Annotated in this window: 12 protein-coding genes; 11 read left to right on the top strand and 1 reads right to left on the bottom strand. The window is 74.7% G+C overall.

Features of this window, described 5'->3' with window-relative positions:
* Positions 1 to 8 precede the first annotated feature (8 nt).
* From AC07FJ_RS10455 to AC07FJ_RS10405, 11 genes are all read left to right on the top strand, one after another.
* On the top strand, positions 9 to 1,313 hold the full coding sequence (locus tag AC07FJ_RS10455) for a flavin-dependent oxidoreductase (protein ID WP_479047436.1): 1,305 nt from the start codon (positions 9 to 11) through the stop codon (positions 1,311 to 1,313).
* Between the two features lie 110 nt (positions 1,314 to 1,423).
* A complete protein-coding gene (gene glgP / locus AC07FJ_RS10450) occupies positions 1,424 to 4,054 on the top strand; it encodes an alpha-glucan family phosphorylase (protein WP_479047433.1) in 2,631 nt (876 codons plus the stop codon).
* 225 nt (positions 4,055 to 4,279) lie between these two features.
* Positions 4,280 to 5,827 (top strand): MFS transporter, encoded by a 1,548-nt coding sequence (locus AC07FJ_RS10445; RefSeq protein ID WP_479047430.1) that lies wholly within the window; start codon positions 4,280 to 4,282, stop codon positions 5,825 to 5,827.
* 246 nt (positions 5,828 to 6,073) lie between these two features.
* Positions 6,074 to 6,625 (top strand): hypothetical protein, encoded by a 552-nt coding sequence (locus AC07FJ_RS10440; RefSeq protein WP_479047428.1) that lies wholly within the window; start codon positions 6,074 to 6,076, stop codon positions 6,623 to 6,625.
* 63 nt (positions 6,626 to 6,688) lie between these two features.
* Entirely contained in the window at positions 6,689 to 8,026 is a 1,338-nt protein-coding gene (locus AC07FJ_RS10435) for an ABC1 kinase family protein (protein ID WP_479047426.1), read from the top strand.
* A 1-nt stretch (position 8,027) separates the two neighbouring features.
* Positions 8,028 to 9,077, top strand: a complete 1,050-nt coding sequence (locus tag AC07FJ_RS10430) for a DUF1702 family protein (protein WP_479047423.1) — start codon at positions 8,028 to 8,030, stop codon at positions 9,075 to 9,077.
* A 2-nt stretch (positions 9,078 to 9,079) separates the two neighbouring features.
* Positions 9,080 to 11,014, top strand: a complete 1,935-nt coding sequence (locus AC07FJ_RS10425) for a CRTAC1 family protein (protein ID WP_479047420.1) — start codon at positions 9,080 to 9,082, stop codon at positions 11,012 to 11,014.
* On the top strand, positions 11,011 to 12,018 hold the full coding sequence (locus tag AC07FJ_RS10420) for an enediyne biosynthesis protein (RefSeq protein WP_479047417.1): 1,008 nt from the start codon (positions 11,011 to 11,013) through the stop codon (positions 12,016 to 12,018). Before AC07FJ_RS10425 ends, AC07FJ_RS10420 begins: the two co-directional genes overlap by 4 nt.
* Positions 12,015 to 17,720 carry an SDR family NAD(P)-dependent oxidoreductase gene (locus tag AC07FJ_RS10415; RefSeq protein ID WP_479047414.1) on the top strand — a complete coding sequence of 1,902 codons (5,706 nt, stop codon included), beginning with the start codon at positions 12,015 to 12,017 and terminating at the stop codon, positions 17,718 to 17,720. The genes AC07FJ_RS10420 and AC07FJ_RS10415 overlap by 4 nt, the downstream gene beginning before the upstream one ends.
* Positions 17,717 to 18,175, top strand: coding sequence for an acyl-CoA thioesterase (locus AC07FJ_RS10410; protein WP_479047411.1), 459 nt, complete (start codon positions 17,717 to 17,719; stop codon positions 18,173 to 18,175). The genes AC07FJ_RS10415 and AC07FJ_RS10410 overlap by 4 nt, the downstream gene beginning before the upstream one ends.
* Complete coding sequence (locus tag AC07FJ_RS10405) at positions 18,172 to 18,702, top strand: flavin reductase family protein (RefSeq protein ID WP_479047409.1); 531 nt, start codon at positions 18,172 to 18,174, stop codon at positions 18,700 to 18,702. Before AC07FJ_RS10410 ends, AC07FJ_RS10405 begins: the two co-directional genes overlap by 4 nt.
* Positions 18,703 to 18,720: 18 nt before the next feature.
* On the opposite strand, the gene AC07FJ_RS10400 is transcribed toward AC07FJ_RS10405, so the two are convergent.
* The gene (locus AC07FJ_RS10400) at positions 18,721 to 20,751 is read right to left on the bottom strand and encodes a M4 family metallopeptidase (protein ID WP_479047406.1); all 2,031 of its coding nucleotides are present in this window, start codon (positions 20,749 to 20,751) and stop codon (positions 18,721 to 18,723) included.
* Positions 20,752 to 21,088 lie beyond the last annotated feature (337 nt).

Here is a 21,088-nt window from a genome sequence, read left to right as displayed (position 1 = left end):
GCCCCCCCATGACCCCGCACATACTCATCGCCGGCGGCGGCGTCGCCGGCCTCACCGCCGCGCTCTCCCTGCACGCCGCGGGCTTCCAGCGCGTCACCGTCGTCGAGGCCGCCCGCGAGATCCGCCCCGTCGGCGCCGGGCTGAACATCATGCCCAACGCCGTCCGCGAACTCGACGCGCTCGGCGTCCTCGACCGCCTGGAGACCGACGCCGTACGCACCCGGGAGCTGCGCTACTACCACCGCTCCGGCGGCCTCGTCTCCCGCGAGCCCCGCGGCCTGCGCGCCGGCTACCGCTGGCCCCAGCTGTCGATCCACCGCGGCCACCTCCAGCTCGTCCTCGCCGAGGCCGTACGGGAACGGCTCGGCCCCGCCGCGATCGTCGGCGGCGTCCGCGTCGCCGGCCTGGAGCTCCTCCCGGACGGCCGCCCGCGCGTCCGCCTCGAACACCGCACCGGCGCCACCCGCGGCCTCGCCTCGCTCGAACCGGACGTCCTGATCGGCGCCGACGGCATCCGCTCGGCGGTCCGCGCCGCGCTCTACCCGGGCGAGGGCGCGCCGCCGTGGAACGGCATGCTCGTGTGGCGCGGCGTGTCGTCGATGGCGGCGAAGGACACCGCTTCCTTCATGCTCATCGCGGGCGACGACCGCCAGAAGGCCGTCGTCTACCCGATGACCGAGCCGACCCTGCGCAGCCCGGACGTCCTCGTCAACTGGGCGCTGGCGATGCCCGCCGACCGCATCGCCGGTGCCGCGGGCACGGACGCGATACGCGGCGACTGGAACCGGCCCGTGCCGGTGGGCGACTTCCTCCACCACTACGAGGGCTGGGAGTTCGACGGCGTCAGCGTCCCCGACGTCCTGCGCGCCTCCGACGGCGCCTACGAGTACCCCATGGTCGACCGCGAGCCCCTGCCCCGCTGGAGCCACGGCCGTACCACCCTGATCGGCGACGCCGCCCACGCCATGTACCCCATCGGCTCCAACGGCGCGACGCAGTCCATCATCGACGGCCGCGCCCTCGCGCACGCCATGGCGCTGTACCGCGACCCGGCCGACGCCCTCGCCGCCTACGAGGCGGACCGGCGTCCCGCCATGACGGAGCTCCAGCGCGCCAACCGCAGCCTGGGCCCCGAGGTCGTCATCAACCTGGCCCACCAGCGCGCGCCCGGCGGCTTCACCGACATCGACACCGTCATCCCGCCGGAGGAGCGCGCCGAGATCGCCGCGCGCTACGCCCTGACCGGCGCTTTCGACCCGGCGGCCGTCAACGCGGGCTCACCCTACGAGGTGGCGGTGAGCGTGCTCCCCTGAGTGCGCCGTGGTTGACGGGGGCGCCGTGCCACTACCGTCGAAGGGTGAAGGCGGACGCACACCGTGGTGCGTCCGCCCCGATACGTACCTGCCCTGCGAAGGTGGAACACGTGAAGGCAATCCGTCGATTCACCGTGCGCCCCGTCCTCCCCGAACCCCTGCGCCCCCTCAGCGACCTCGCACGCAACCTGCGCTGGTCCTGGCACACCGAGACCCGCGAGCTGTTCCAGTCCGTCGACCCCGACGGGTGGCGGGCGGCCGGCGGCGACCCCGTACGGCTGCTCGGCTCGGTGCCCGCCGCGCGCCTCGCCGAGCTCGCCAGGGACCGGCGGTTCCTGCGCCGCCTGGCCGCCGCCGCCGACGACCTCGACGACTATCTGCACGGCCGCCGCTGGTACCAGCAGCACCAGGGCGCCTCGGACGGCGAACTCCCCGCCGCCGTCGCCTACTTCTCGCCGGAGTTCGGCGTCACCGCGGCCCTGCCGCAGTACTCCGGCGGCCTCGGCATCCTCGCCGGGGACCACCTCAAGGCCGCCTCCGACCTCGGCGTCCCGCTGATCGGCGTCGGGCTGCTCTACCGCCACGGCTACTTCCGCCAGTCCCTCTCCCGCGACGGCTGGCAGCAGGAGCACTACCCGCTCCTCGACCCCAACGAGCTGCCGCTGAGCCTGCTGCGGCAGGAGAACGGCTGCCCCGTCCGCGTCTCCCTCGCGCTGCCCGCCGGCCGCCGGCTGCACGCGCACGTCTGGATCGCCCGCGTCGGACGCGTACCGCTGCTGATGCTCGACTCGGACGTCGAGGAGAACGGCACCTCCGAGCGGGACGTCACCGACCGGCTGTACGGCGGAGGCAGCGAGCACCGGCTGCTGCAGGAGATGCTGCTGGGGATAGGGGGAGTACGGGCCGTCCGGGCGTACTGCGCGCTGACCGGCCATCCGGAGCCCGAGGTTTTCCACACCAACGAGGGCCACGCCGGCTTCCTCGGCCTGGAGCGCATCAGCGAACTGACCGGGAAGGGACTGGAGTTCGACGCGGCGCTGGAGGCGGTGCGCGCGGGGACCGTGTTCACCACCCACACGCCCGTCCCGGCCGGCATCGACCGTTTCGACCGCGACCTCGTCGCCCGCCACTTCGGCGACGGCGCGGAGCTGCCGGGCATCGACGTCGAACGGATCCTCCAGCTGGGCAGGGAGACCTATCCGGGCGGTGAGCCCGGTCTCTTCAACATGGCGGTCATGGGCCTGCGCCTCGCCCAGCGCGCCAACGGCGTGTCCACGCTCCACGGCGCCGTCAGCCGCGAGATGTTCGCGGGCCTGTGGCCGGGCTTCGACCCCGAGGAGGTGCCCATCACCTCCATCACCAACGGCGTCCACGCCCCGACCTGGGTCGCCCCCGAGGTGTTCCGGCTCGGCGCCCGCAAGATCGGCACCCAGCGCGCCGAGGACGCGCTGAGCGTCGGCGGCTCGCAGCGCTGGGACTCCGTCGCCGACATCGCCGACGCCGAGATCTGGGAGCTGCGGCGCGAGCTGCGCGAACAGCTGGTGACGGAGGTACGGACCCGGCTGCGCGCCTCCTGGCGGCAGCGCGGCGCGGGCTCGGCGGAGCTCGGCTGGATCGACGGCGTGCTCGACCCCGACGTGCTCACCATCGGCTTCGCCCGCCGCGTCCCGTCGTACAAGCGGCTGACGCTGATGCTGCGGGACCGCGAGCGGCTGACCCGGATGCTGCTGGACCCGGAGCGGCCGGTGCAGATCGTGGTGGCGGGCAAGGCCCACCCGGCGGACGACGGCGGCAAGCGGCTGGTGCGGGAGCTGGTGCGGTTCGCCGACGACCCGCGCGTACGCCACCGCATCGTCTTCCTGCCGGACTACGGGATGGGCATGGCGCAGAAGCTCTACCCCGGCTGCGACGTCTGGCTGAACAATCCGCTGCGGCCACTGGAGGCCTGCGGTACGTCGGGGATGAAGGCGGCGCTCAACGGCTGCCTCAACCTGAGCGTGCTCGACGGCTGGTGGGACGAGTGGTACGAGCCGGACTTCGGCTGGGCCATCCCCACCGCCGACGGCCCGACGACGGACGAGGACCGGCGCGACGACCTGGAGGCCGCCGCGCTGTACGAGCTGATCGAGCAGCGGGTCGCCCCCCGCTTCTACGACCGCGGCGGCAACGGGCTGCCGGAGCGGTGGATCGAGATGGTCCGCCGTACGCTCGCCAACCTCGGCCCCAAGGTGCTGGCGGGGCGCATGGTGCGCGAGTACGTGGAGCGGCTGTACACCCCGGCCGCCCTGGCCCACCGCGCGCTGGACGAGGACGCGGCACGCGAACTGGCCGCCTGGAAGGCGCGGGTGCGCGCCGCGTGGCCGCGCGTCGCCGTCGACCACCTGGAGGTCGACGAGGCCAACGGCACCGCCGAGCTCGGCGCCACGCTCGCGCTGCGCGTACGGGTGACCCTCGGGGACCTGCGGCCCGAGGACGTCGAGGTGCAGGCGGTCGCCGGCCGGGTCGACACCGACGACCGGCTCCGCGACGCCCAGAAGGTGCCGCTCAAACCGTCCGGAGGGCCGGACGAGCAGGGCCGCTGGGTGTACGAGGGACCGCTGACCCTCGACCGTACGGGCCCGTTCGGCTACACCGTGCGGATACTGCCCGCGCACCGGCTGCTGCCGGCGGGCGCGGACCTGGGCCTGGTGGCGCTGCCGACGGAGACGACGGGGGAGGGCGCCGGCGTGCTGATGCGCTGAGCCGGCCGGAGAAGAAGAGGCCCGGCCGCCCGCCGTGCGGCCGGGCCTTTTTCCCTTTCATATGCGGATCGCTTTCCGGCGCGGTATGGGCGGCGGGCGTGCCGGGCATTCATGAAGGAACCAGGGGCGGGGCCGGGGGAGGGGGCGGATATGGAAAGGGTGCCGCGCAAGGGAAAGGGAGCGGGCGGAGGGGGATTTCCCCGCCCGGGCCTGTTCTGGCTCGGGGTGACCGCCGGGACGGTCGGCACGGTGCTGCATCTGCCGATGTTCCTGGCCTCCCGTCATATGGGGTACCGGATGGCCGGCATGGCGCCGGACCCGGCCATGGTGGCGGGCATGGCGCTGATCGTGGGCGGCGTGGGGGCGGTGCTCGCCGGGCTGTGGCCGCCCCGAGACGAGGCCCTGCGCCGGGAGGCCGCCGTCTCCGCGGTCCGGGTGCGCCCGCAGGACGACGCCCCGCTGAGGCCCGCCCACGTCGCGCTGCTGGTGGTGCTCTCGCTCGCCGTGACGATCGACGTCATGAAGCCGCTCACCCTGTCGCTCGTCGTACCCGGCGTCGCCGCCGAGTACGGTCTCGCGTCGCCGCTGCGCCCTGGGGGCGGCGTACCGGTGGCCTGGCTTCCGCTGGCCGGGATCACCGGCACCATGGTGGGCTCCTTCGTGTGGGGCTGGCTGGGCGACCGGATCGGCCGGCGCAACGCGATCCTGCTGGCCGGGGTGCTGTTCGCCACGACGTCGGTCTGCGGGGCCATGCCGGGGTTCTGGTGGAACGTGCTGATGTGCCTGGTGATGGGCGCGGCGGCCGGCGGGATGATCCCGATCGCCTTCACCCTGATCGCGGAGACGGTCCCGCGCCGGCACCGCGGCTGGCTGATGGTGCTGATCGGCGGGAACGTCACGGTCGCGTACGCCCTGACGAGCTGGCTGGCGGCGGTGCTCACCCCGGAGTTCGGGTGGCGGGCGCTGTGGCTGGTGGGGCTGCCGACTGGGCTGGCGCTGCTGGTGCTGAACCGCTGGATCCCGGAGTCGCCGCGGTTCCTGCTGGCCACCGGACGCGCCGAGAAGGCCCGTGAGGTGCTGGCGCGGTACGGCGCGGCGCTGGTGCCGGTGGAGTCCTCGCCGGAGCCGGAGCCGGAGGGCGCGGAGGGCGGGCCCCGGCCCGGGTACGCGCGCCTGTGGGAGCGGGGATTCGGCGGGCGTACGGCGGTGCTGACGGTCCTCGCGGCGGGCGCCGGGCTGCTCACGTACGGGTTCCAGATGTGGCTGCCCGTCAACCTGGCCCGGATCGGCTACCTGGAGGCGTCGTCGGCCCGCGTCCTGCGGGACAGCGCCCTGATCAGCCTGCCGCTCAACGTGGTGACGGCGCTGCTGTACGGGCTGTGGAGCAGCAGGCGCACGGCGGTCGTCGTCGCGGGCACCGCGGCGGCCGCCCTGGTGGTGCTCGCGGCGGCGGGCGAGGAGGTCGCCGGGAACGCGTCGCTGATGCGGCTGCTGCTCCTGGTCCCGCTGTGGGGCATCAGCGCGACCGCGGCCGTGGTCGCCGCGTACAGCTCCGAGGTGTACCCGACGGCCCTGCGGGCGCGGGGAACGGGCTGGGCGGCGGCGGTGAGCAAGGTGGGCGGGGTGCTGATCCTCGCCCTGTCGGTGGCCGCCGCGGCCGTCCCGCCGATGGAGGTCACGGCGCTCGTCGCGGCGGCGCCGCTGGCCGCGGCGGCGCTGGCGTTCACGTTCTTCGCCCCGGAGACCCGGGGGCGGGGGCTGGACGAGGGCTGAACTCACGGAGTTCCGAATTCCCTTTTGAATTGGCGTATTCTCGCCAATTCAAAAGGGAATTCGTATGTAAATATCACCACTAATTCTGCGCGCGCCCTCTGAAATCTACCGGCGCACTACCGCCCCCTCTCGCGTTCGTCACGCGGATGGGTGAATTTGGCCGTGAAAATGGTCCGAATGGCGGCACTCGGGAATGTCGTAAGTGCACATCGCCCACTCCCCGAGTAACGTTCGGAGGTTCTTCCCGTGCCCTCAACCACCATCCTGCCGTCGGTTGGCGCCGAAATCCCCTGCAGTTGCTACGCGGCCAACGTGCCGCTCAAGATCCGCACCGCCCTGGTGAACGTCGAGTTCAAGGGCGGCATCAAGGTCCGGGTGGAGGCCCACCCCGACCAGCCGCCCCACAAGGCCGTCGTGCTCAAGGTCATCGGCCACAAGGTCGAGGCCGACCACCCGCAGCTCGGCAAGATCACCATCGAGCAGGAGAACATGGAGGCGACGCCGGACAGCCTCCTGAACATCGTCCAGCACTTCCCGCCGAAGCTGAGCGCCGTGATGTTCCTGTCGTTCAAGCTGACCGTCGAGCGGCCCCCCGGCCAGGGCGCCAACGAGGGAGCCCGGCCGGAGCCGCTGGTCCTGCGGACCAAGGAGCCCGCGAAGCTCCTGAGCCCGGAGCTCAGCAAGTTCCCGCCGGACGGGGACTTCTACCGGCTGGAGAACCCGATCAAGCTCGTCCACCCGGACACCGACCAGGTCGTCGCGACGATCGACAAGTTCCCGGTCCGGGTCGGCGGCTGAACTACCCCGCCCGGTAGCGACGCACCGACCGGCCACCACCGACAGCGAGCACGGGGTGCCCCGATGAGCCATGCCCGGATTCCCAAGGTGACGCTCACCGCCGGCGTCGTACGAAGTGTGCGCGCCTGTCTCGTCCTCACGGTCCGGCTGGCCCTTCTGGGCCTCATCGCCGTGCGCTGTTCCCTGTCACCGGGCAAAGGCCGCTTCGCGCCCCGGCGCGACGCCTGGCTCCTCGCCACGGTGACCGCACTCGGGCCGGCCTTCGTCAAGGCCGCCCAGATCCTCAGCACCCGCGCCGACGTGGTCCCCCGTCATGTCGCCCGGGTGCTGAGCACCCTCCACGACCAGGTGTCCCCCCTTCCCCTCGGGGACGGGACACGCCGCTTCCCACCCGCGCTGAGACGCGCCCTGAAGGACGATCCCGGTCTGCCCACCCGTCCTCCGGTCGCCGCGGGCACCATCGCCTGCGTCTACCGCGCCGAGCTCGCCGACGGCCGCACCGCCGCGCTCAAGGTCCGCCGCCCCGGCGTCGTCCGGCTGCTCACCACCGATCTGGCGATCATGCTGGCGCTCGCCCGGCTCGTCGCGCCGCTGCCGCCCCTGCGCGGGGTGCCGGTGGTGGACATCGTGCGGCAGCTGACGGACTCCCTGCGCGGGCAGCTCGACTTCGACCGCGAGCGGCGCAGCCTCCGCTTCCTGCGGGAGAACCTCGCGGAGGAACCGCACGTACGCGTCCCGGAGGTCTACGACGAGCTCTGCGGACCGGACGTCCTGGTCATGGAGTACCTCGACGACCTGCACGACGGGGAGAGGAGAGCGGGCGGCGCGCAGGCCGCCGTGACAGCCCTGCGCGCCGCCTTCCACATGCTCTTCCTCGACGGCTTCGTCCACTGCGACCTGCACCCCGGCAACCTCGTCTGCGGGCCCGGCCGCGCGGTGACCGTCGTCGACGCCGGCTTCACCGTGCGCCTGACCGAACAGGCCCGGGAGAAGTTCACCGACTTCTTCGGGGCGATGGGAGCCGGGGACGGCCGGACCTGCGCCGACATCGTGCTCTCCACCACGCACCCCGGGCCGCGCACCGACACCGAGGGCTTCCGGCGCGAGCTCGCCGAGCTCATCGCCTCCCGCGGGGACGCGACCGCCGCCACGTTCGACCTGATGTCCTTCGCCGCCCGGCTGTTCGCGCTCCAGCGCCGCCACGGCCTGTACGCCGACCCGCAGTTCGTCTTCCCGATCCTGTCGCTGCTGGTCCTGGAGGGCACCGTACGGGACCTCGGCCCGGACCTGGACTTCCAGGCCGTCGCCAAGCCGTACCTGATCACCGCCCTCATGGAACGCGCGATCCTCACCGCCCAGAGAAAAGCCCAGCGAAAGCAGGAGAAACAGGAGTCCGGCTGACATGTTCTCCCCTCCCTCGCCGCCCGGACCGGACACCGCCGCCTCCGAGGAGGCGACGCCGCCCCGGCCACCCCGCGCCGCCCCCGTGGTGCCGCGCCCCCTGCGCCGCATCGTCATCCCGCTGCTGCGCCAGGACACCGCGCAGGTCGACTTCGGCGTACGCCGCTTCCGCCTGCGACCCGGACCCGCCCGCGACATCCTCCAGGCGGCCGGACAGGCGTTCCTCACCGGTTTCCACGCCGCGCTCGACACCCGCACCCCGGCCGAGCTGGCCGCCGAGGTGGAGCGCCTCCCGCCCGAGCGGCGCGGCTTCGCCTACGAAGGCGCCGGCATGGCCTGCTCCGTCCTCGACCTGCTCACCGGCGCACGCGGCCGCCGGTTCGCCGCCCTCGTGTCCGGGCCCGCCGCCCCGTACCCGCACCTCGTGCACGTCGGCGCCGGATGGGCGTACGCGCGCCTGGGCCTGCGGCCCCGCAACGGCCTCCCGGCCGCACAGCCGCCCGAGCAGTGGCTCGCCTGGGACGGGTACGGCTTCCACCAGGGGTTCTTCCACCCGGACCGGGTCATCGGGCGCCGGCACGTCGAGCGCGGCCTGACCGCCGACGAGCGCGCCATCCGGGACCAGGGGCTGGGCCGCGCGCTCTGGTTCCACGAGTGCGCCGACCCCGAGGGCATCGCCCTGCGCATCGCCGAGTTCGCGCCCGGCCGCCGCGGCGACCTGTGGAGCGGCGCCGGCCTCGCCGCCACCTACGCGGGCGGCGCCACCCCCGCGGAGCTGCACCGCCTCGCCCAAGCGGCCGGCGACCACCGCGCCGACCTCGCCCAGGGCTCCGCCTTCGCCTGCGCGGCCCACCACGTCTCCGGCACCGTCCCGGACCACACCCGCGCGGCGGCACGCGTCCTGACGGGCACCACCGCCGAGGAGGCGGCCGCGTGGACCGACCGCTCCCGTGCCGCCCTCGGCCCCGCCGCGACCGGCACCGGCGACTACCAGCGCTGGCGCGCCGGGATCCGCCACCTGTACCTCCGCAGCCGCCGAGGAGACCACTGACCATGCCCGCACCCCTCGTGAGCCTCGTACGCCGCAACCTGGCGCGGGTCGCCGCGCTCCTCACCTGCCTGCTGCTGTGGCAGCTCTCCCAGCCGCCGGACGCCTCACCGGCGATGCGCGAACGCCTCGCCCAGCGGTTCTCCTTCACGCCGCACCTCGTCTCACCCGCGCGCCACCCCGCCGACCGGGCCCTGCGGCCGGTCGCCCCCGCCTACCGCGACATCCCGTCGTGGATCTCCTCCGTGGGCGCCGGCGTGGCCCTGTGGTCGGCGGACGGCGGCAGTGCCGCGCGCGACCTGTGCCTCGTCGACCCGCGCACCGACACGGTCACCGTCAGCCCGGCCCCCGGCACCGGCCGGCGGTACGCCCCCTTCACCCTCAGCCCGCCCGCGCGCGACCTGCCCTCGTACGCCGCGCCCATGGGCTGCCTTCCGGCGGACCTCAACGAGGACGGCCGGCAGGACGTGGTCGTCTACTACTGGGGCCGCTCGCCCGTGCTCTTCCTGCGCCTCGCCGACCGGCCGCCGAGCGCCGCGGCGTTCCTCCCGCGCGAGCTCGTCCGCCCGCGCGCCGTGTGGAACACCAACGCCGCCACCGTCGGCGACTACGACGGCGACGGCCACCTCGACCTCGTCTTCGGCAACTACTTCCCCGACGGCGCCCGCGTCCTGGACCCCAAGGCCCACCAGCCCCGCCACCTGGTGATGAACGCCTCCCTCTCCAACGCCCGCAACGGCGGCACCAACCGCCTCCTGCGCTTCACCGGCGCCGACCGGGGCCCCGCCCCCGACGCCCGCTTCACCGAGGTGCCCGACGCCTTCGCGCCGGACGCCGCGCGCGGCTGGACCCTGGCCCTGGGCACGTACGACCTCGACGGCGACCACCGCCCCGAGCTGTACGTGGCCAACGACTTCGGGCCCGACCAGCTGCTCGTCAACGAGTCGTCCCCGGGCCGCGTCCGGTTCCGCGAGGCCGTCGGGCAGCGGCACGCCACCACCCCCAAGTCCAAGGTGCTGGGCCGCGACTCGTTCAAGGGCATGGGCGTCGCCTTCACCCACCTCGGCCCGGACCGCGTCCCCGACATCCTGGTCAGCAACATCGGCGAGGCGTACGCCCTCCACGAGAGCAACTTCGCCTTCACCGCCACCGGCACCCTCCGCGACGCCGGGCGGGCGCTCCACCGGGGCACCGCCCCGTACGACGACGACAGCGAGCCGCTGGGCCTGTCCCGCACCGGCTGGACCTGGGACGTCAAGGCCGCCGACTTCGACAACGACGGCGGCCCCGAGATCATGCACGCCACGGGCTTCGTCGCCGGACACACCGACCGCTGGGCGCAGCTGCAGGAGACGGCCATGTCCAACGACCTCATCCTGGACAACCCCCGGCTCTGGCCCCACTTCAAGCCCGGCATCGACCTGTCCGGCCACGACCGCAACACCTTCTTCGTACGCGGTGCCGACGGCCGCTTCACCGACGTGGCGCGGGAGGCCGGGGTCGGCACGGACGCCGTCAGCCGGGCCTTCGCGATCGGCGACGTGGACTCCGACGGCCGCCTCGACTTCGTCGTCGCCAACCAGTGGGCGCCGTCGGTGATGTACCGCAACACCGGCCGCGCGGGCGCCTTCCTGGCGCTCCGGCTGCGCCTCCCGGCCGCCGACGGCGGCGGTCCGAACCGGCCCGCCATCGGCGCCACCGCCACCGTCACGCTGCCCGACGGCACCGTCCGCACCGAGCAGCTGTACCCGGCCAACGGCCACAACGGCGTCAACGCCCCCGACCTCACCTTCGGCCTCGGCGACGCCGCCGAGACCCCGCCCTCCACCGCCCTGCCGGTACGCCTCACCTGGCGCGACGGTCAGGGACGCGTCCACACCCGCACCACCACCCTCCGGCCCGGCCACCACGAGCTGGTTCTCACCGAGGAGACACGATGAACCGACTCGGCACCCGCATCGGAACCCGGCTCGGTCGCACGGCGCGCTCCGTGCTCGGCGGCCCGGACGACCCGCGCAGCGCCGCACTGCGCCGGTTCGGCCTCTCCATCACCGTCCTGACGGTGGTCGGGCACACCGTCCTCGGCTTCGAGCAGGCGTACCTCACCCCCGTCGTCGCGGTGGCCGCGGCCCTGCTCGCCGAAGGCGTCCTCGGCGCCATCGACGCCCACGCCCGCGGCGTGCGCCCCTGGTACGCCGCCGGTTCCGCCGGGGCCGTCGTGGACCTGCTGCTCCCCGCCTACATCACCGCCCTGGCGTGCGCCATGCTGCTGTACGCCAACGACCGGCTGATGCCGACGGTGCTCGCCACCGTCGCGGGCGTGGCGAGCAAGTACGTCGTCCGGGTGCGCGTCGCCGGGCGGGCCCGGCACGTGCTCAACCCCAGCAACACCGGGATCGTGCTCGTCCTGCTGCTCTTCCCGTGGGTCGGGATCGCGCCGCCCTACCAGTTCACCGAGTGGACGGCCGGTCCGGTGGACTGGCTGATCCCGGTGGTGGTGCTGGCGGCCGGGACGATGCTCAACGCCAAGCTGACCGGCAAGATGCCGCTCATCGCCGCCTGGTGCGGCGGATTCATCGCCCAGGCGGTGCTCCGCTGGGCCCTGTCCCTGGGCGACCTCTCGCTGGTGAGCGCGCTGCTGCCGATGACGGGCGTGGCGTTCGTGCTCTTCACCAACTACATGATCACCGACCCGGGTACGACCCCGTGGCGCCCACGCCACCAGGCCGTCTTCGGCGCGGCGACGGCCGCCGTGTACGGCGTGCTCGTCCACTTCCACATCGTCTTCGGCCTGTTCTTCGCGCTGGTGATCACATGCGTGCTGCGGGCGGTCGTCCTGGTTGCCGCCGAGCGGCTGCCGCGGGCCTCCGCCGCCGGCCCCCCTGTCGTGTCCGCTTCCGTCCCCGCGCAGGGCCGCCCCTCACTCCAGCCGGAGACACGATGAGCCCGTACGCAACGGAGGGCGCCGACGAGACCGCGCCCCCGCTCGCCATCGTCGGCATGGCCTGCCGCTACCCCGACGCCGAACGCCCCGACCGGCTCTGGGAGATGGCCCTGGAGCAGCGCCGGGCGTTCCGCCGCCTCCCCGCGGAGCGGATGGACCCGGACGACTACTACGACGCCGATCCGGCGGCCCCCGACAAGACGTACAGCCTGTACGCCGCCGTCCTGGAGGGCTGGACCTTCGACCGCTCGGCGTTCCGCATCCCCGGCCCGGTCTTCCGGGCCGGGGACCCCGCCCACTGGCTCGCCCTGGAGACCGCCGCCCGCGCCCTGGAGGACGCCGGCTTCCCCGGCGGCGCCGGACTGGCCCGCGACCGCGTCGGCGTGATCCTCGGCAACAGCCTCACCGGCGACGCCACCCGCGCCGGGACGCTGCGGCTGCGCTGGCCGTACGTGCGCCGCGTCCTCGCCGCCGCCCTGGCGGACGCGCGACTGCCCGGTGACGTACGGGAGGAGGTGCTGCGCCGCGCCGCGGCCGACTACCTGGCGCCGTTCCCGCCGACGACCGAGGAGTCCCTCGCCGGGGCGCTGTCCACCACCATCGCGGGCCGGATCTGCAACCACTTCGACTTCCACGGCGGCGGCCACACCGTCGACGGCGCCTGCGCCTCCTCCCTCCTCGCCGTCGTCGAGCTGTGCCGCGCGCTGCGCGACCACAGCGTCGACTTCGGCCTGGCGGGCGGGGTCGACCTGAGCCTCGACCCCTTCGAGCTGGTGGGCTTCGCCAAGACCGGCGCGCTCGCCGCCGACCGGATGCGCGTGTACGACGAGCGGTCGGCGGGCTTCTGGCCCGGCGAGGGCTGCGGCATGCTCGCGCTGATGCGGGCGGCCGACGCGCGCGCCGCCGGGCTGCGCGTGTACGCGGAGATCCGCGGCTGGGGCGTCTCCTCCGACGGCGCCGGGGGCATCACCCGGCCCGACCGGGACGGGCAGCTCCTCGCGCTGCGCCGCGCGTACGAACGGGCCGGCGCCGACCCCGCCGACGTCCTCCTCCACGAGGGCCACGGCACCGGTACGCGCGTCGGCGACGAGGTGGAGCTCAGCGCCCTGGCGGCGCTGCGCGCGGGCGCCCGCCACCGCGCCGCGCTCTCCACGGTCAAGGCGAACATCGGCCACACCAAGGCGGCGGCCGGGGCGGCGGGCGTCATCAAGGCGGCCATGAGCCTGCACACCGCGGTGCTGCCCCCGACCACCGGATGCCGCGACCCGCACCCGCTGCTGCGGTCGGGCGAAACCCGGCTGCGCGTGCTGCGCCGGGCCGAACCCTGGCCGGAGGGCCCCCGGCTGGCCGGGGTCAGCTCGATGGGCTTCGGCGGCATCAACGCCCATGTGGTCCTCGCCGCGCCCGACACTCCGGCATTGCCCGCCCCCCGCGGCCCCCGCAGCCCCGTACGCGTACGCCGCCCGGCGCCCGAGCACGCCGTCATCGCCGCCACGGCGGCCGAACCGGGCGAGCTGCGCGCGCTGTTCGAGGACATCGCCACGGCGGCCCCCCGGCTCTCCTTCGCGGAGCTGCACGACCTGGCGGCCCAGCTCGCGCGGCGCCCGGTGACGACCGGCGGTCCGGCCCGGGCCGCCGTGGTCGCCGCCACCCCCGACGAACTGGCCCGGCGGGCCGCCTCGGCGGCCGCCCGCCTCGCCTCCGGCACCGACGCGCCCGGCTCCCTCACGCACCTGCCGGGCGTATGGCTGGGGCACGGCGTACGCGGCCGGGTCACGCTCCTCTTCCCCGGCCAGGGCGCGCCATCCGCGTCCTCCGCCTCCACCGGGACCGCCCAGCCGGCGATCCACCGCGCCGCCCTGCGCGGGCTGCGCGCGCTGGACGCCCTCGGCGTGACGGCGGCGGCCGCCGTCGGGCACAGCCTGGGCGAGATCACCGCGCTGGTGTGGTCGGGCGCGCTCCCCGTACGGGACAGCATCCGTCTGGTACGCGCCCGGGGCCGGCTCATGGCGACCCTCGGCGCACCCGGAACGGGGATGCTCGCCCTCCGCGCGGAACCCTCCGCGGCGCTCGGCCTGTGCGACGGGACCGGGCTGGTCATCGCCGCGTACAACGGCCCCCGCTCGGTCGTGCTCGCCGGGCCGGAGGAGGAGCTGCGCGAGGTCGCGGCCCGCGCCGGACGGGCCGGCATCGCCCACACCCCGCTCCCCGTGTCCCACGGCTTCCACTCCCCGGCGGTCCTGCCCTGCGTGCCGCCGCTGCGCCGCGCCCTGGCCGACGTGGACTTCGGCCGTCCGGCGCGCCGCCTGCTGTCCACCGTGCACGGGCGGGCGCTGACCCCGGACGACGACCTGGTGGAGCTGCTGTGCGACCAGGTCACCGCACCCGTACGGTTCTGGGACGCGGTCGGCGGCGTACTCCCGGACACCGACCTGTTCTGCGCCTGCGGGCCCGGGCGGGGGCTCGCCTCGCTCCTCACCGACCAGGGCTGCGGTGTCCCGGTCGTCACCGTGGGGACCGGTGACCCGGACGCGGCCGACACGGCGGACGCGGTGGCCGCGCTCTTCGCGGCGGGCGCGCTTTCCCGGACCGACGCGCTGACGGCCGGGTGCGGGGCGCGGCCGATCGACCTCGGTAGGGAGCGGACGTTCCTGCGCAGCCCCTGCGCGGCGGCACCGGCGCTCCCTGACATCCCGGCGGCTCCGGTGGTGACGGAGCCGGTGGTGACGGCCCCGTCCCCGCAGGCCCCGCGCGCGGGGGAGGCCGCGGTCCAGGAGCCCGCCGCCGCCGTACGCGACCTGCTCGCCCGGGCCACCGAGCTGGAGCCCGAGCTCATCGGCATGGAGACGCGGCTCCTGACCGACCTGCACCTCACCTCCCTGACGGTCACCCAGCTCGCCGCGACCGCCGCGCACCGCCTGGGCCGCCGCCCCCCGGCCGCGCCGCTGTCGCTGGCCGACGCCCGCGTGGGCGACCTCGTGGAGGCCCTCGACGCCCTGCCGCCCGCCACCGCCGCCGACACCGGGGGCGCGCCCGACACCACCGTCCCCGGCGTGGACACCTGGGTGGAGTGCTTCACCGAGCGGTTGCGGCGCCTCCACGACGGCCCGCCGGAGCCCACCGGCGCCGGATGGCGTCTCACCGTCCTCGGTGCAGGCGACGGCGAAGGCGACCTCGCCACCCTGGCGCCGCGCGTCTTCACCGGCACCGGCACCGGCGCCGGCACCGCGACCGCCTCCGACACCGAGCTGCTGTACGCGCCCCCCGGCGCGGCCCCGCCACCCGTCGGCCGCCTGCTGGCCGCCGCCCGGGCCGCGCTGGCCACCGGGCGGCTGGTGGTCGTCGCGCACGACACCGCGCTCACGGGCTTCGCGCACAGCCTCCACAAGGAGCACCCGGCCCTGGGCGTCACCCTGTTGCGCGTCCCGCCGACCGCGGCCGGCCTGCGCCACGCCGCCCGCTGGGCCGCCGCGGAGCCGGGCCGGTACCGGGAGCTGGTCGTGGACGAACGCGGCAGGCCCCACACCCCGGTCGCGCAGGTGGCTCGGTTCCCCGAGCCCGGGCCCTCCCGCCCGCTGCCCCTGGGCCCCGACGACGTGCTGCTCGTCAGCGGCGGCGGCAAGGGCATCGGCCACACCTGCGCCAAGGCGCTGGCGCTGGCCTGCGGCGCGCGCCTCGCCCTGCTCGGCCGGGCCCGCCCGGAGGACGACGAGCCCTTGCGCACGCGCCTCGCGGAGCTGGCGGAAGCGGGCGTGACCACCGCGTACGAGGCGGCCGACCTCGCCGACGCCGCCGCCGTGGCGGCAGCGGTACGCCGGCTCACCGAGCGGCTCGGCCGCCCGGTCACCGGCGTCCTGCACGCCGCGGGCGTCAACGAACCGGCCCGCTTCGCGGACCTGGACGAGGCGCGCGTCGAGGCGCACCTCGCGCCCAAGGTGACGGGCCTGCGCCACCTCCTCGCGGCGCTGCCCACGGACCGGTTGCGCGTGCTGGTCGGCTTCGGCTCGGTGATCGGCCGGTACGGGCTGCCCGGCGAGAGCCACTACGCCCTCGCCAACGGACTGCTGCGCGCCGAGACCGAGCGGCTGGCCGCCGCACTGCCCGCCTCCTGCCGGGTCCTGACCATCGACTGGTCTGTGTGGACCGGCACCGGCATGGGCGTACGGCTCGGCGTCCTGGACTCCCTCCTGCGCGAGGGCGTCACGCCCATCGCCCCGGAGACCGGCACGGACCTGTTCCTGCGCCTCCTCGCCGCCCGGACCCCGACCGCGATCGCCGTGCACGGCCGGCTGGGACGCGACGTACCCGCCCCCGCACCGGCGGGCCCTCCGCAGCGGTTCCTGGAGGAGGTACGCGTCCACTACCCGGCCGTGGAACTGGTCGCCGAGGCGCGGCTCGACCTGCGCGGCACCGACCGCCACCTCGCCGGGCACCGGCTGGACGGGGTGGTCTGGCTCCCCGGCGTCCTCGGTCTGGAGGCCATGGCCCAGGCGGCCTCGGCGGTGGCGGGCGGCCAACCGCTGTACGAGGCGCGCGACATCGTGTGGGCGCACCCCGTGACCGTGCCGGAGGAGGGCGCCCGCACCGTACGGGTGTGTGCCCTGCGCCGGGGGGACGCCGTGGAGACGGTGCTGCGCAGCGACGAGGACGACTTCTGCGTGGACCACTTCCGTGCCGTGTTCCCCCTCGCCGTACCGTCCCTGAACGGACACCGGACCGCCCCGCCCGCGGACGCCGAGGGCGACCTCCACCCCGACGAGCTGTACGGACCGCTCTTCTTCCACACCGGGCGCTTCCGCAGGGTCAGCGGCCTGGCGGCGCCCTCCGCGCGCGACTGCCGCGCCACGCTGGCACCGCCGGAACGGGGCGCGGACGACCCGTGGTTCGCGGCGCCGTTCGCCGCCCCGCTGCTCGGCGACCCGGCCACCAACGACGCCTCCCTGCACGCGCTCCAGGCGTGCGTACCGCACCGCAGGCTGCTGCCGGTGGCCGCCGGGTCGCTGACGATCCGGCCCGGCGGGGGACCGGTGGAGCGGGTCCGCGGCACCGAACGCTCCGCCGCGGACGGCGCGTACGAGTGGGACGCGGAGGGCCTCGACGCCTCGGGCCGCACCGTGCTGCGGTGGCGCGGGCTGCGGCTGCGGGACGTCGGCCCGCTCCCGCGCGGCGAGCACCCGTGGCCGGTCCCGCTCCTCGCGGTGCTCCTGGAGCGGGCGACCACGGCGCTGGGCCTGGACAGCCGCCTCGGCGTGACGATCCGCCCCGCGACGGGCCCCGCGTCGGCCCGCCCGCCGGAGCCCGGCGTCTCCCGCAGCCACCTCGGCGACCGGTGGGTGCTCCAGGTCGAGGACGCGGCGTCCAAGGGGCCCCTCGCCTGCGACTGGGAGACCGTTGCGGCGCGCCCGGAGAGCGAGTGGCGGCGGATCCTCGACCCGGAGCAGCGGGCCCTGGCCGACGTACTGCGCCACCAGTGCGGGGAGCCCTTCGACGCGGCGGCCACCCGGGTGTGGACGGCCGCGGAGTGCCTGGCCAAGGCGGGCCGCCCGGCGCGCGCGCCGCTCACCCTCGGCGGGGTCTTCGACGGCGGCTGGGCGCTGCTGCGCTCGGGCGACGCGCTGATCGCCTCGGCGGTGGTGCGGGTGGCGGGCGTCGGGCGGCCGGTGGCGGTGGCGGTGCTGAGCGGACCGGAGGAGAACCGATGACGACCGAGACCCGCACGCGGACGTACGCGTACGAACACCTCGTCACCTTCGAGGAGACCAACCTCGTCGGCAACGTGTACTTCACCAACTACCTGCGCTGGCAGGGCCACTGCCGGGAGCGGTTCCTCGCCGAGCACGCTCCCGGGGTGCTCCGGGCGCTGCACGGCGACCTCGCCCTGGTGACCGCGTCCTGCCACTGCGAGTACTTCAGCGAGCTGTACGCCCTCGACCGGGTCACCCTGCGCATGTCGCTGACCGCGGCCGACGAGCACCGCGTGAGCATGGGCTTCGACTACTACCGCGTCAACGGCGCGGTGCCCCAGCTCGTCGCGCGCGGCGGCCAGACCGTGGCCTGCACGCGCCGCACCGGCGCCGGCGGCGTACGACCCGTTCCCGTACCGGAGGAGCTGCGGGCCGCGCTCGCGCCGTACGGTCCGCCGGGGAGCGGCACATGACCGACACCGCGGCCTTCCGGGCCGCGATGGCCCACATGCCCACCTCGGTCACGGTGGTCACCGCGTACGCCGCGTACGCCGCCGACGGCTCCCGCCACGGGCCCGTCGGCTGCACGGCCAGCGCCGTCCTGTCGCTCTCCCTGCGCCCGCCGAGCCTGCTGGTCTCGCTGGCGTCCACCGGCCGTACCGTCCGCGCGATCCGGCGCGCCGGCGGGTTCGCCGTCAACCTGCTGAGCTGGGAACAGCGCGACCTGACGCGCCGGTTCGCCGAGGAGCCCCCCTGCCGCCGCTTCGACGGGGTGCCGTGGGCGTACGAGCAGGGGCAGCCGGTCCTGATCGGGGCCGCCGCCAGCGTCGTGTGCGCCGTCGACAGCTGCTACGACGTGTGGGACCACACCCTGCTGGTGGGGCGCGTCCTGCACAGCGCCCACCATCCCGACCGCACCCCGCTGGTCTACCACCGCCACACGTGCACGACCGCCCGGTGGCAGTCGGACTACCACCGGGCGGTCGCGGACAACTCCTGAGCCGAAGCTCGGCAGGGCTTACGGGAAGGTCAGCTTCCAGCTGTTGATGTAACCGGTGTCCTGCGCGGCGACGTCCTGCACGCGCAGCTTCCAGCTGCCGTTGGCGACCTCGCTGGAGGCGTTGACCGTGTAGGTCGCCTTGACGTTGTCGGCTGAGTCGGAGGAGCTGGAGTTCTTCAGCCGGTACGCCGTGCCGTCGGGGGCCACCAGGTCGACGACCAGGTCACCGCGCCACGTGTGGACGATGTCCACGTCCACCTTGAGGGTGGCGGGCGCGTTGCCCGCGACGCCGGTGACGCTCACGGCCGAGGTGACGGCCGCGCCGTTGTCGGGGATCGCGACGTCGGCGGTGTTCTCGAAGACCTTGCCGGTGCCCGGGTCGCCGCCGCCGGGACGCGAGCCGACGTTGACGCCCGCCCACGCGTGCTCGACGGCCTTCACCTCGGCGCTGCCGGCGCCGTACAGCTCGGTCGCGACGGCGACGGTGCCGGCGCGGGCACCCGCGTAGTCGGTCCGCGAGTTGAACTTCGTGGTCAGCGCCTTGTACCAGATCAGCGCGGCCTTGTCGCGGCCGATGCCGGTGACGGGGAGCCCGTCGGAGGTCGGCGAGTCGTACGCCACGCCGTTGACGGTCTTGGCGCCGCTGCCCTCGGAGAGCAGGTAGAACCAGTGGTTCGCCGGGCCGGAGGAGTAGTGGACGTCCACGCCGCCGATGCCGGAGTACCAGTAGTCCTTGGACGAGCCGTCCTTGCTCGGCTTGTCCATGTAGCGCAGCGGGGTGCCGTTGCCCCGGATGTCGATCTTCTCGCCGACGAGGTAGTCGCCCGGGTCCTTCGGGTTGTTGGCGTAGAACTCGACGGCGGCGGCGAAGATGTCGGAGGTCGCCTCGTTGAGGCCGCCGGACTCGCCGCTGTAGACCAGGCCCGCGGTGTTGGAGGTGACGCCGTGCGTCATCTCGTGCGCGGCGACGTCGATCGAGGTCAGCGGCTTGGCGTTGGCGGCGCCGTCGCCGTACGTCATGCAGAAGCAGCTGTCCTGCCAGAAGGCGTTGACGTAGGCGTTGCCGTAGTGGACGCGGGAGTACGCGCCGACGCCGTCGCCCTTGATGCCGCTGCGGCCGTGCACGCTCTTGTAGTAGTCCCAGGTGAGCGCGGCGCCGTAGTGGGCGTCGGCGCCCGCGGTCTCCGGGTTGGACGGGGTGCCGTCGCCCCAGATGTCGTCGGCGCCGGAGAAGAGCGTGCCGGTGCCGGAGGTGCCGCGGTTGAGGTTGTACGTCTTGTGGTTGCCGCGCGCGGTGTCGGTCAGCGTGTACGAGGGCGCGGTGCCCAGCGTGACCTGGCCGCTGTACTGGGTGTTGCCGGTGCCGGTGTGCACGGCCTGCCACTCGTACAGCTTCTTGCCGGTGGTGGCGTCGGTGATGACGTGCAGCTCGTTCGGGGTGCCGTCGTGCTGGAGCCCGCCGACGACCGTCTCGTACGCGAGGACCGGCGTGCCCTGGCCCATCCAGACCACCTTGCGCGGGGCGCGCTCGGCGTCCGTCGCCTTGGAGCCCTCCGCCCGGGCGGCGCCCAGCGCCTGCTTCTCGGCGGCGGCCGGGGTGACGTCCGCGGTGGTGTCGACGCCCTTGAGCTGCGCCGGGGACGCCTTGCTGACGCCTTCCGTCTTCCCCGCCTTCGTCTCGGTGACGACGAGGTCGCCGCCGAGGACCGGGAGCCCGCCGTAGGTGCGCTCGTAACGGGTGTGGGTGGTGCCGTCGCGGTCCTGGACGACGTCGCGGACGACGAGCTTCTCCTGGGCGCCGAGGCCGAGTTGCTTGGCGGTGGCCGCCTTGTCGGCGTCGGCGGCGCGTATCAGCGCGGTGCGCTGGGCGGGGGAGAGGTCGGCGGGCAGGGCGCCGGGGTCGGCCTTGCCGGCGGCCTGGCCCTTCGGGGCGACCGGGCCCCACTCGTCGTCGGCGGCGGCGGTACCGGTCTGCACGCCCACGGCGAGCATGGCGGCGGCGATGAGAGCACCGGTCGCGGTGGCGCGACGGCTTGGCGTGGATCTCACGCAGACTCCTTTTGCGAGGGGGGTACGGGCGGCTGGGTGGGCCGCTCGGCGGAGCAAACAGAGCTGGTGGAACGGGTCGGAACGCGGTGGTGACCGCGGGGCGAACAGCTGTGCGCAAGAACGGTGGAAGAGTGGCAGCAGCGGGGGGTTGCTGTCAGGACCGCGTCAACAACTTGGCCGGAAATCGTCCGTTGCTCGCATCGTCATGTTCGTTAAGCGGACGTTTCGTCAGATGCGCCGGGAGCGCCGGGGCGCGTGCCCTGGAGCGCCTCCCGCGCCGGTGTGCGCGCCCCCGTGGGGGTGGCCGGGCGGAAACTCTGGCTCGTTCCGCCCCGCC

Source organism: Streptomyces sp. NPDC045998 (assembly GCF_056430285.1).
The sequence above is the reverse complement of the archived record's forward strand: the minus strand, read 5'-3'. Positions and strand labels throughout refer to the sequence as shown.

Excerpts from the sequence above, each read along its gene's own strand:
- AC07FJ_RS10455 (WP_479047436.1), top strand. The coding sequence starts at position 9 with ATGACCCCGCACATACTCATCGCCGGCGGCGGCGTCGCCGGCCTCACC.
- AC07FJ_RS10435 (WP_479047426.1), top strand. The coding sequence starts at position 6,689 with ATGAGCCATGCCCGGATTCCCAAGGTGACGCTCACCGCCGGCGTCGTA.
- AC07FJ_RS10430 (WP_479047423.1), top strand. The coding sequence starts at position 8,028 with ATGTTCTCCCCTCCCTCGCCGCCCGGACCGGACACCGCCGCCTCCGAG.
- AC07FJ_RS10425 (WP_479047420.1), top strand. The coding sequence starts at position 9,080 with ATGCCCGCACCCCTCGTGAGCCTCGTACGCCGCAACCTGGCGCGGGTC.
- AC07FJ_RS10420 (WP_479047417.1), top strand. The coding sequence starts at position 11,011 with ATGAACCGACTCGGCACCCGCATCGGAACCCGGCTCGGTCGCACGGCG.
- AC07FJ_RS10415 (WP_479047414.1), top strand. The coding sequence starts at position 12,015 with ATGAGCCCGTACGCAACGGAGGGCGCCGACGAGACCGCGCCCCCGCTC.
- AC07FJ_RS10410 (WP_479047411.1), top strand. The coding sequence starts at position 17,717 with ATGACGACCGAGACCCGCACGCGGACGTACGCGTACGAACACCTCGTC.
- AC07FJ_RS10405 (WP_479047409.1), top strand. The coding sequence starts at position 18,172 with ATGACCGACACCGCGGCCTTCCGGGCCGCGATGGCCCACATGCCCACC.